Annotated in this window: 9 protein-coding genes; 3 read left to right on the top strand and 6 right to left on the bottom strand. The window is 71.0% G+C overall.

Features of this window, described 5'->3' with window-relative positions:
- The 6 genes from E1269_RS22240 to E1269_RS22215 form a co-directional block, all read right to left on the bottom strand.
- On the bottom strand, nt 1-1083 hold a 1083-nt coding region (locus tag E1269_RS22240; RefSeq protein ID WP_131898630.1), incomplete at its 3' end, for a branched-chain amino acid ABC transporter permease.
- Nucleotides 1080-1949 carry a branched-chain amino acid ABC transporter permease gene (locus tag E1269_RS22235; protein WP_131898628.1) on the bottom strand — a complete coding sequence of 290 codons (870 nt, stop codon included), beginning with the start codon at nt 1947-1949 and terminating at the stop codon, nt 1080-1082. The genes E1269_RS22235 and E1269_RS22240, both read right to left, overlap by 4 nt.
- A 26-nt stretch (nt 1950-1975) precedes the next feature.
- A complete protein-coding gene (locus E1269_RS22230) occupies nt 1976-3283 on the bottom strand; it encodes an amino acid ABC transporter substrate-binding protein (RefSeq protein WP_131898626.1) in 1308 nt (435 codons plus the stop codon).
- Nucleotides 3284-3300: 17 nt separating this feature from the next.
- On the bottom strand, nt 3301-5028 hold the full coding sequence (locus E1269_RS22225; RefSeq protein ID WP_131898624.1) for an amidohydrolase: 1728 nt from the start codon (nt 5026-5028) through the stop codon (nt 3301-3303).
- Nucleotides 5025-6647 carry an amidohydrolase gene (locus E1269_RS22220; protein ID WP_162606566.1) on the bottom strand — a complete coding sequence of 541 codons (1623 nt, stop codon included), beginning with the start codon at nt 6645-6647 and terminating at the stop codon, nt 5025-5027. The genes E1269_RS22225 and E1269_RS22220 overlap by 4 nt, the downstream gene beginning before the upstream one ends.
- Before the next feature lie 416 nt (nt 6648-7063).
- Complete coding sequence (locus tag E1269_RS22215) at nt 7064-7819, bottom strand: helix-turn-helix domain-containing protein (RefSeq protein ID WP_131898620.1); 756 nt, start codon at nt 7817-7819, stop codon at nt 7064-7066.
- A 148-nt stretch (nt 7820-7967) separates the two neighbouring features.
- Here E1269_RS22215 and E1269_RS22210 point away from each other — a divergent pair, with 148 nt between their 5' ends.
- The 3 genes from E1269_RS22210 to E1269_RS22200 are packed head-to-tail and all read left to right on the top strand — an operon-like array spanning nt 7968 to nt 11259.
- On the top strand, nt 7968-9287 hold the full coding sequence (locus E1269_RS22210) for a M24 family metallopeptidase (RefSeq protein WP_131898618.1): 1320 nt from the start codon (nt 7968-7970) through the stop codon (nt 9285-9287).
- Complete coding sequence (locus E1269_RS22205; RefSeq protein ID WP_131898616.1) at nt 9284-10291, top strand: thiamine pyrophosphate-dependent dehydrogenase E1 component subunit alpha; 1008 nt, start codon at nt 9284-9286, stop codon at nt 10289-10291. The genes E1269_RS22210 and E1269_RS22205 overlap by 4 nt, the downstream gene beginning before the upstream one ends.
- Nucleotides 10279-11259: an alpha-ketoacid dehydrogenase subunit beta gene (locus E1269_RS22200; RefSeq protein WP_131898614.1), complete on the top strand. Its 981-nt coding sequence runs from the start codon at nt 10279-10281 to the stop codon at nt 11257-11259. The genes E1269_RS22205 and E1269_RS22200 overlap by 13 nt, the downstream gene beginning before the upstream one ends.
- Nucleotides 11260-11291: the final 32 nt, after the last annotated feature.

Raw genomic sequence — 11291 nt, 5'->3', positions numbered from 1 at the left:
CTCCCGCACCCTGGCCGGCCAGAGCACGACGGCGACCGCGGCGAGCACGCCGGCGACGAACCAGTCCAGCGGCGCGCCCCACGCGTCCACCACCGCCAGCGCCCCCGTGACGACCACCAGCGCCAGCACTGCCTGCCACGGCCGCCGCCACAGCCGCAGCTGCAGACCGTCCGGCGCCACCACGACCAGGACGGCCAGGACGGCTCCGAGAACGATGAGGTTCCAGCCCTCGAACCCGGACGCGGAGAGCCGGTCCTGGATCAGCACGATCACCACGGCACCGAGCACCGGGCCGAGCCAGTGCGCCCGGCCGCCGAGCACGCTCATCACGATGACGAACAGGGGGATGGTCAGCCCGAACACGCTCTCGACGGTGACGAAGCCGATCTGCAGCGCGAACAGGCTGCCGGCCGCGCCACCGATCAGCCCGGTGACGGCGATGGCCAGCATCTTGTAGCGGAACGTCGCCACCCCGAGCCCTTCGGCGACGTCCTCGGCGTCGCGGATCGAGGCCAGCGCCCAGCCGAACCGGGTGTGCTGAATCGCGAACGCCGCCGCCACGGCCGCCGTCGCGACCAGGAGGTTGAGCAGGTAGAGGAAGTCCTGGAACTGTCCGAGCCGCTCCGGGTAGTCCGGCACCGGGACCACGACTCCCTGGCCGCCGTCAATGCTGCTGTTCACCCGAGCCAGCGCCGCGAGGATGAACGGCACGGCCAGCGTCAGCAATGCGAAGATCTCGCCGCGGAACGAGCGCAGCCGGAACGCCAGCCCTCCGATTACCAGCGCCAGCACCGCCGACAAGCCCGCAGCCACCGGCACCGTCACGGCGAAGTCCCAGCCATGCCGGCCGCCCAGCACCGCCGTCGTGTACGCGCCGACGCCGACGAACGCGCCCTGGCCGAAGCTGAAGTAGCCGCTGAAGCCGGACAGCACGTTCCAACTGGTCGCCTGGGCGATCCAGAACAGCGCCGTGGAGGCGAGAACCAGGTAGAACAGCGGCAACCCGAGGTCCTCGCGCCACAGCGCGAGCGCCGCCAGCGCGGCGAACACGACCAGGAACGCCGGAAGACCGCGACGGATCATCGCGCACCTCGCACCGTGAGCAGGCCGTAGGGCCGGAACAGCAGTGCCAGGACGATCGCCGAGAACAGCACCAGGGGCGACAGCGCCGGCGACCACGTGGCCGACACCACCGCCGAAAGCGTCCCCACCAGCACGCCGGCCAGCAGCACGCCGGTGACCTGCCCGATCCCGCCGAGGATCACTACCGCGAACACCACCCCGATCCATTCGAACGGTGTCGACGGGGTCACGGCGTTGCCGAGCGCGAAGAGCATGCCGGCGACCGCAGCGGAGGCCGCCGACAGCCCCGCGAGCACCATGCCGAGCCGGCGATGGTCGATGCCGAACGCCGACGCCACGGCGCGGTCCTCGGCGAACGCCCGCAACGCCCGGCCGGCGAACGTCCGGCGCAGGACCTGATCGGCCGACACGACCAGCACCACCGCCAACACGAACGCGATCAGCGTCGGGGCCGGGAAGACGAACCGCCCCACCGACACCGCCTGCGTCGCGTACGGGTTCACGTCGCCGCTCATCCGCTGGAAGTCCGCGCTCCAGACGTTGCTCACGGTCTGCATCACGATGATCAGCAGTCCGAAGCTGACCAGCAGTGACGCGAACTCCTCGACGCCGAGCCGGTCGAAGGCCCATTGCAGGCTGGCGCCGGCGAGGAACATCAGCGGCACCGTCACCGCGATGGTGAGGATCGGGTCGATGCCCCACGTCGTCGCCAGCTCGAAGGTCAGGTACGCGCCGACGAGGATCATCCCGAAGTGCGCCAGGTTGATGACCCGCAGCATGCCCCACGTCAGGGACAGGCCCGCGGCCATCACCGCGAACATGCCCCCGACGAGCGCTCCGCTGAGCGCGGCCTGGAGTGTCGTCATACGCGGCTCCCGTCGCGGCCGGCGGCTCAGCCGACCGGCGGCTGGAGCTGCGCAGCCGCGCGGTCGGCTGGCCAGACCATGACCCAGTCGCCGGCCTGGATCTGCTTGAGACCCTGGGTGCTCGGCCAGAAGTTGTTGTCGTCGGGGTCGAACTCGAGGTGGCCGCTGAACGTGGTGTCGGCGCCGTTCTCGTGCAAGTGGTCGCACATCGCCTCTTGATCGGTTCCGCCGCTGCCCTCGACGGCGGCCACCAGGATCTCCCAGGCGTTCCACGACGCGGTCGCCTGCGTCTCGAACGAGGTGTAGGGCAGCCCTTCGGCTTCGGCGCGGGACTGGAACTCGTCGACGATCGCCTGAGCGTCCGGGCCGGCGGCCTGGATCAGCGCGTCGTTCGGCTCGAAGATCGACACCGACAGCAGCCCGTCAGCAACGTCTCCGAGGCCAAGCAGCGGTCCCGGCGCGGGGAACAGGCTGAACATCATCGGCGGCCGAAAACCCAGCTGCTCCATCGCCTGCAGCAGGTTGACGGGGTCGACGGCGAGGCCGCTGTTGAAAACGAAGTCGGGATCGGCGTCGCGGATCTGCGCCGCGATCGGTGCCCAGTCGGACGTGTCCGGCGGGTACCGGATCTCGGCGACGACCTCATAGCCGCGGTCCTGCGCGATCTGGACGGCGCCCGGGTCGCCGTCGTCGTCGGGCGAGCCGTAGCTGATGAAGTCGGTCGACCCGCCCTGGTTGGTGACGAACGCGACCCGCTGCGGCGGCTCGGGCAGGCTGTCGAGCGCATCGAAGACCTGCTCGGGGACGTACGAGTTCGGCTCCGGCCCGATCGACCAGGCCGGGAACTGGCACTCGTACGTCATCAGCGGCGCCAGCACGGCCGTGTGCTGCGGCATGGTGAAGCCGTGCCGCTCGGCCACCGCCATGGCCGAGATGATGTTCGGCGTGGCGTACGGCCCGATGATGAGGTCGACTTCCTCCTGGCCGATCAACCGCTCGTACAGCGCGGTGACCTGGGCCTGGTCGGACTCGTCGTCCAGCACCGTCCACTCGACCGGCCGGCCGAGCAGCCCTCCGCTCGCGTTGAGCTGCTCGACGAACTGCTCGCCCGCGATCTGGTGGATGATCCCGGTCGGCCCGAAGGCGCCGGTCAGCGAGAGGGTGGAGCCCACGACGATCGGATCCCCGCTCGGCGCTCCGGCGTCGCCCGCGGGGCTCTCCGCCGCGCCCGGCGACGGCTCGGCGCTGGGCTCGTCGTCGTCCGTGCAGGCGGCGGTGACGAGCAGCGTCAGCGCCACGGTCGCGGACAGCGCGGTCAGCGAACGGGTCCTCATGGTGTGCTCCCTCCTCGTCACCGCACCGGCACCTCGCCGGTGTCGTGGACGACCTCCCCGCCGACGACGGTGAGCACGGGCTTCGTGCGCCGCAGGTCGGCGTCGGAGACGGTGAAGTAGTCGCGGTCGAGGACCACCAGGTCGGCCAGCTTGCCCGGCTCGATGGAGCCGAGCCGGTCCTCGCGGTTCAGGTACCAGGCGTTCGCCCGCGTGTAGGCGTACAGCGCCTCGACCCGGGTGAGCTGCTGGTCGCCGTTGATCGGCTGGCCCAGCACGTTCAGCCCGGTCGTCGCGTAGTGGAGTGCGAACCACGGATTGTGCGGCGCGATGTGCACGCCGTCCTCGTGCAGGCCGGCCGGGATGCCGCTGTCGACGATCATCCGGAACGGCGGCCCGACGGGGTTCGGACCAGGGTTGCCCTGCAGCCAGCGGAACCCCGACATCGAGACGCCGCAGTTCAACGCCTTGAGCCGGGCCAGCAGCTCCGGCGTCGCCTGGTTGATGTGCTGCACGCCCCAGCGCAGGTCCGTGATGCCGAACTCGGCGTCCACCGCCTCGTACGCGTCGACCACCTGGGCCAGCGCGGCGAGGTTGCCGGGGCTGTTCTCGTTGCGCCACCGCGCCTGCGCGACCAGCCGCTGGGCCTCGAACCACACGGCGCCGGCGCCGATCGGAGCGGCCCACTCCCCGATCGCGCCGGTGCGAACGATGTCGTCGCCGAAGAACTGGAACTGGTGCCGCAGCCGCTCGCGCAGCTCCGGCAGCTGGTTCGCCAGGTCCCCGAGCGCCGGGATGTTCCCCTGGTTGTGCAGGAAATTGGCCTGCAGCCGGATGAAGGCTCGTCGCTCCCGGTGCAGGGACAGCCAGGCGTCGTACATGCGGTAGTGGTCGAGGGCCGACAGCGCCTGGTTCGGCGTCAGCGGCCCCGGCGACGGCGGGATCACCTGGTCGAGCACCGTCGTGACGCCGACCTGCGCGGAGAACGCCATCGCGTCCAGCGCGCTACGCCGCTTGTCGTCGAACGTCTGCCGCACCCGCAGGTGGTAGAGCGCCGTCGTCGTCGGCAGACCCGAGGCGATGGCGCCGTTGTCGGCGACGGCGACCGGCCCGGCCAGCGGCGACGTGACGGTCTCGAAGAACTGCTTGCCCAGGCTGTTCGTGACCGACGGGCCGGCGAAGGTCTGCAGCAGGAACACCGGCCGGTCGGGGACGGCGGCGTCGAGCTCCGCGCGGGTGGGCAACCGCTGCTCGGCCCACTGCCGCGGGTGCCAGCCGCCGAGCGCGGTGATGAACTGGCCCTCCGGCACGTCCGGGCGGCGTGCCGCGAGGTGGTCCTGGACCTCGGCGAGGTTCGCCGCCAGCTCGAGCTGGGCCACGTGGTAGCCGGGCCGGTTGGCCAGGCTCACGAAGTGCGTGTGGCTCTCGATCAGTCCCGGCACGACCGTGCGGCCGCCCAGGTCGATCCGCCGGCCGTGCCTGCCGGGGTTCGGGACGGCGATCCCCACGGCGACGAACCGGCCGTCGCGGATGGCCACCGCCCGCGCGACCGTGCCGTCGTCGTCCATGGTGTGGATGCGCCCGTTGACCAGGACGAGGTCGGCGGCCGAACCGGTGTCCGGGTTCGCCGGAGATGCGCCGGACGCCGTCGTTGCCAGCCCGGTGGTGACGGCGGCCGCACCGGCGGCGATACCGGCGGCACCGGCCGCACCGCCCTTGAGCAGGTCGCGTCGCTTGATGTCGGTCATCGCACCCACCTCCGCGGGTCGTGCACGACGCGGCCGCCGACGACGGTGAACAGCGAGCGGAGGCGCTTGAGGTCGTCGTCGGGGACGGTGAAGTAGTCGCGGTCCAGGACGGCGAGGTCGGCGTGCTTGCCCGCCTCGATGGAACCGAGCTCGTCCTCCTCGCGCAGGAACCAGCCATTGTCGCGGGTGTAGAGCCGCAGCGCCTCCTGCCGGGTGATCTGCTGCCCGGCGTTGATGACGACGCCGCGCGCGTTGCGGCCGGTGGTGGCGTAGTACATGTGCAGCCACGGGTTCATCGGCGCGATCTGCATGCCGTCGGAGCTCATGCCGGCGTGGATGCCGCTGTCGACGATCATCCGGAACGGTGGACCGTTCTGCGCCGGCGAGCCGGCCAGGTACCGCCAGCCGGTGAGCGACAGCCCACCGCCCAGCGCGTCGAGCCGCTTCGCGTACTCCTCGGTGATGAACGGGACGTGCGCGTCCACCCAGCGCAGGTCGGAGATGGGCGTCTGCGCGTGCACCGTCTCGAACGCCTGGATCTCCTGCTGGAAGTCGGTCTGGCTGAGCGAGTGGACCTCCGCTCGCCAGCCGGCCGCCGCGACCTTGCGTGCCGCCGCGAGGAACGGGCTGGCCGGCCCAGTGCCCTGGGCGATGAACTCGCCGATGCCCCCGGTGCGGACCAGGTCGCCGCCGAAGAACGGGAACGCGTTACGCAACCGCGCGGCGAGCTCCGGGGTCGTCTGATCCGACTCCATGTGCAGGAAATTGATGCGCAGCCGGGCGTCCAGCCGGCCCTCTTCGAGGAGCTCGAGGAACGGCAGGTGCATCGTGAAGTTGTCCTCGTGGGCGGCACCGTCCGACGGCGTTCCGGTCGCCTGGAAGGCGCCCTGGTCCAGGTGTGTCGTGACGCCGAGGCTCAGGCCGTGGGCGAGCGCGTCGACGGCTCCGCGCTTGCGCTCGTCGGCCGTGAGCAGGGTCTGGCGCAGTGCGAGCGTGGCCCGGCCGGTGGGGTTGCCGGCCGCGATGAAGCCGTCGTCGCCGACGGGGATTCCTCGTGCTGTGAAGAAGGCGCGCCCGGCGGAGTTGGTGGCGGACGGGCCGCTGAAGCTCTCGGAGAGGTAGATGGGGTGGTCCGGCGCGGCCGCGTCGAGCTCGGTCAGCGTCGGCAGGCGCGGCGGCAGGTCCGGCGCGACGAGGTGGTTGCGGTGGAAGCCCCCGATGGTGGTGATCCAGGCGCCGCTGGGGATCTGGTCGGCCCGCCGTGCGTAGGTCTCCTGGACCTCGGCGATGCTCTGGGCGTTCTCGAGCGGGGTGTGGTGCCCGGGCCGGTTGCCCATGAGCACGATGTGGTTGTGGTTGTCGACGATGCCGGGAACCACCGTCCGGCCGCGCAGGTTGACCACGGCGAACGGCCGGCCCTGTGCGCGGACGGGCCCGTTGCCGACCGCGATGAACCGGCCGTTCCTGATCAGGACGTGCGACACGACGGCGTCGTTCGCGTCCATCGTGTGGATACGGCCGTTGACCAGCGCGAGGTCGGTGTCGCCCGCAACCCCGGGAACCGCCGTCAGGGCGGCGCCGGCGGTCGTGGTGGCCTCGTTCTCCGCGGCGTGGGTCACTCCAGCTCCCACACCCGCCATGGCTGCCGCAGCTCCCGCGACCGCTCCCGTCCTGAGCACATCGCGCCGGGACGCTCCCGGACCTCGCTCGGACTGGTGTCCATCCTCACTCATCAGCCGACACCGCCTTCCCACGGAGTCGTTCCGATCTGTCCGGATTCGGACAGTGGGTGGGACGCAGCTCTGGGCCAGGAGTGTAGGAGAACTGAACAGAGTGTGCAATACCATTGTTCATAGCCCGTAACATTGGTGCGCGATGCACAGCCCAGCTGACCGTTACGGACGTAGCCCCAGCTCACTTACCGTTCACGTCGCCGAAATGATCAACAACCGTAGGTGGCATCACGAGGATTCCTGGTGCTTCACCACGGATGTAGGCACGGTGATGCGCGAGAAGTCCTCGTGATGTGACGTGGTCAGGCGGAACGCTCGAGGACGAACCAGATGCCGATGGCGGGTTCGGTGCCATCGTTGCGGTAGGCGTGCGGCATGGTCGAGTCGAATGAGACGGAGTCACCGGCGCGCAGGTGGTGCTCCTCGAAGCCGAGGGTCAGCACCAGCTCACCGCTGAGCACGTGGCCGTACTCGGTGCCGGAGTGCCGCATCAGCAGGCCGGAGCTCGACGACGAGCCGCCGGGCTGGTAGGTGATGCGCAGGAAGTCCGTGTGCGCGTCGGGCACCTGGCCGAGCAACTCCCACGTCACGCCGGAGTCGAGCGTGAGCACCTCGCGTTCGGACGGGCGAACGACGGGGCCGACGCGTCGGCGGGCGGAGCCGAGGACGCGCAACGCGCTGATCGTCCCCGAGACGGAGGCCGCGGCCAGGCCGTCGTCGCCGGACGGCTCACCAGCCGCGTCGTCGACCGGCGCCGCGGAGTCGCCCACCGGGACCGCGGCGGTGGCGGACGCATCCGGCGTGATCTCGGCCGCGGCCTCCGAACCGTCGTCGGGAGTGCCGTCGGCTGTGGCGAAGATGTCCTCGATCGAGATCCCCAGCGCTGTGGTGATGGCGTACAAGGTGCTCACCGACGGCTGGCTCTTGTCGGTCTCGATCTGGGAGATCAGGCTGGCCGAGACCCCGATCTCGCGCGCGAGGCCGCGGGCACTCACACCTTTGCGCATCCGCTCCTGGCGGATGCGCTCCCCGATCGGGGGCACTGCCGACGGGCTCACGTGGCCTCCGTTCCGTTGAACGCGATTGATCGAAGGTTGCCGGCTTGACGTCGTCGCCAGCCTTCGCTTAACTCGGATGGTAAGTGTAGCTGAACAGGTTCTCGCCGAAGCGGACCACTCGGCGAGCCGCCGAGGAGGTGCCTGCGCAATGTCGATACGCACCTACGGACCGAACGCGGTGGACTGGGAAGAGCGCATCGACCTCGACCGGCTGCGCCGCGAGCGGCTGGACCGCCTCCGCGCCGCCCTCGACCGCTCCGACCTGGGCGCGCTGCTGGCCTTCGACTTCGCCAACATCCGCTACATGACGTCCACGCACATCGGCACCTGGGCGATCGACAAGCTCATCCGCTTCGCCCTGCTTCCCCGCGGCGGAGAGCCGATCGTGTGGGACTTCGGCTCCGCGGCCCGCCACCACCAGCTGTACAACCCGTGGCTGGAGGGCACCCAGCGGGCCCGCGCGGGCATCTCGACACTGCGCGGGGCGTTCCACCCCGACGCCGGCATCGCCGACGACGTCGCCGCGAAGATCGCCCGGGTGCTCGCCGACCACGGCCTGCAGGACGACCCCGTCGGCGTCGACCTCGCCGAGATGCCGGTGCTGGCCGCGCTCGCCGCCCAGAAGGTCGACGTCGTCGACGGGCAGCAGGTCTTCCTCGACGCCCGGCGCATCAAGACCCCGGACGAGATCGCGCTGCTCGCCCAGGCGGCGTCCATGGTCGACGCGGCCTACGACGAGCTGTACGGCTTCCTGCGCCCGGGCGTGCGCGAGAACGAGTGCGTCGGCGTGGTGAGCAAGGTCCTCTACGACCTGGGCAGCGAGTACGTCGAGGGCGTGAACGCGATCTCCGGCGAGCGCTGCTCGCCGCACCCACACGTCTACAGCGACCGGGCCCTGCGGCCCGGTGACCCGGCGTTCTTCGACATCCTGCACAGCTACAACGGCTACCGCACCTGCTACTACCGCACGTTCGCCGTCGGGAGCGCCTCGCCGGCCCAGCGCGACGCGTACACCCGCTGCCGCGAGTTCATCGACCACGCGATCGCCTCGGTCAAGCCGGGCGCGACGACGGCCGACATCGTCTCGCTGTGGCCGCGGGCGGAGGAGTTCGGGTTCGCCGACGAGGAGGCGGCGTTCGCGCTGCAGTACGGCCACGGCGTCGGGCTGTCGATCTGGGAGAAGCCGATCTTTTCCCGGCTGGTGTCGCTGGACCACCCGGAGGTGCTCGAGGAGGGCATGGTCTTCGCGCTGGAGACCTACTGGCCGGCGGCCGACGGCTGGTCCGCAGCCCGCATCGAGGAGGAGGTCGTGGTGACCGCCGACGGCTGCGAGGTCATCACGAAGTTCCCCGCCGAGGAGCTGCTGGTCGCCGGCCGCACGTACTGGACGGTCGGCGGCCCGCTGAACTCACTGCGCGAGTCGCAGTCGCACCTCAACACGCCCGCGGGCTCCAGGTCGCGGCCATGACCGACGCCACGACGACGACCACCGGCACCGACGCCGCGAAGCTGCTGCGCCGGCACGAGACCATGGCCGTCATCCGGCGCACCGAGAAGGCCGCACACGACCTGTTCATGTCCGGCCTGGTCAAAGGGACGACGCACCTGGCCGCAGGGCAGGAGGCGGTCGCCGTCGGCGCTCGCGGGGCGCTGCGCGACGGCGACTACGCGTTCGCCACCTACCGCGGCCACCACCACGCCATCGCCTGGGGCGCCACCGCCGAGGAGTGCCTGGCCGAGCTGATGAGCAAGGCCACCGGCAGCTGCAAGGGCAAGGGCGGCTCGATGCACCTGACGAAGGCGGCCAGCGGCATGCTCGGCTCGTACGCCATCGTCGGCGCGCACCTGCCGATGGCGGTCGGCGCGGCCTGGTCCGCCCGGCTGCGCGCCACCGACCAGGTGGCGGTCGCGTTCTTCGGCGACGGCGCGACGAACATCGGCGCGTTCCACGAGTCGCTGAACCTGGCGGCGGTGTGGAAGCTCCCGGTGCTGTTCGTCTGCGAGAACAACCTCTACATGGAGTACACCCCGATCGGCACGGTCACGGCCGCGGCCAACCCGGCGGCGGACCGCGCGCCGTCGTACGGCATCCCGGCCGAGCTGGTCGACGGAAACGACGTGGTGGCGGTGGAGGACGCCGTCGCCCGCGCGGCGGAGAGGGCCCGCGCGGGCGACGGACCCACCGTCCTGGAGGCACGCACCTACCGGCACTACGGGCACAGCCGCACCGACCCGGCGTCGTACCGGCCGGAGGGCGAGCTGGAGCGGTGGCTCGAACGCGACCCGCTGACGGTCTCGGCGAACCAGCTGCGCGCCCTCGGCACCAGTGACGACGACATCAGGGCCGCCGAGGAGAGCGCGGCGGCGACCGTCGAGGCCGCCGTCGACGCCGCGAAGGCCGCGCCCGGCGCCGACCTCGCCGAGGCCTTCACCGACGTGTGGGCGGACGGGGGTGCCGAGTGGCGGACGTGACGACGTACCGGGAGTCGGTGGCCGAGGGCATCGCGCGCGAGATGCGCCGCGACGACACCGTCGTGTGCCTGGGCGAGGACATCGGCGCGGCCGGCGGCGTCTTCAAGACCACGGTCGGGCTGTTCGACGAGTTCGGGCCGGAGCGGGTCTGGGACACCCCGATCTCCGAGCAGGCGATCGTCGGCGCGGCCATGGGCGCGGCGATGACCGGCATGCGCCCGGTCGCCGAGATCATGTTCAGCGACTTCCTCGCCTGCTGCTGGGACTACCTGGCCAACGAGATCCCGAAGGTCAGGTACATGACCGGCGGGCAGGTGACCGTCCCGCTGGTCGTTCGCACCGCCAACGGCGGCGGCCTGGGGTTCGGCGCACAGCACTCGCAGTCGGTGGAGAACTGGGCGCTGACCGTGCCGGGTCTGAAGATCGCCGCACCGTCGACGCCGGCGGACGTCGTCGGCCTCATGGCCACGGCGATCCGCAGCGACGACCCCGTCGTGTTCTTCGAGCACAAAGGACTGTTCGCGAGCAAGGGCGCGCCGGCACCGGACGGGCACGTCGTGCCGTTCGGCCAGGCGGCGCTGCTCCGGGAGGGCACCGACGTCACGATCGTGGGCCTCGCCTCCACCGTCCCACTGGCGCTGACCGCCGCGGACCGGCTGGCCGAGCAGGGTGTCCAGGCCGACGTCGTCGACCTGCGCACGCTGCTGCCGCTAGACGTGTCGTCGGTGCTGCGCTCGGTGGAGCGGACGTCGCGGCTGGTCGTCGTCGAGGAGAACCCGTACCAGGGCGGCTGGGGCGCCACCGTCGTCTCCGTCGTCGCCGAGGAGGGCTTCGCGCTGCTCGACGCGCCGATGCGGCGGGTGGCCGGGGCCAACGTCCCACTGCCGTTCGCCGACGCGCTGGAGGACCAGGTGATCCCCACCGTGGACAAGGTCGTCGACACCGTCAAGGCACTCGTCGACTACTGACCCGAGCACCAGAACCATCGCAACGAAGGGAT

This window comes from Jiangella asiatica (assembly GCF_004349065.1).
GTDB lineage: Bacteria > Actinomycetota > Actinomycetes > Jiangellales > Jiangellaceae > Jiangella > Jiangella asiatica.
Note: the sequence above shows the minus strand (reverse complement) of the source record. Positions and strands in the feature narration are given on the sequence as shown.

Excerpts from the sequence above, each read along its gene's own strand:
- E1269_RS22210 (WP_131898618.1), top strand. The coding sequence starts at position 7,968 with ATGTCGATACGCACCTACGGACCGAACGCGGTGGACTGGGAAGAGCGC.
- E1269_RS22205 (WP_131898616.1), top strand. The coding sequence starts at position 9,284 with ATGACCGACGCCACGACGACGACCACCGGCACCGACGCCGCGAAGCTG.
- E1269_RS22230 (WP_131898626.1), bottom strand. The coding sequence starts at position 3,283 with ATGAGGACCCGTTCGCTGACCGCGCTGTCCGCGACCGTGGCGCTGACG.
- E1269_RS22225 (WP_131898624.1), bottom strand. The coding sequence starts at position 5,028 with ATGACCGACATCAAGCGACGCGACCTGCTCAAGGGCGGTGCGGCCGGT.
- E1269_RS22235 (WP_131898628.1), bottom strand. The coding sequence starts at position 1,949 with ATGACGACACTCCAGGCCGCGCTCAGCGGAGCGCTCGTCGGGGGCATG.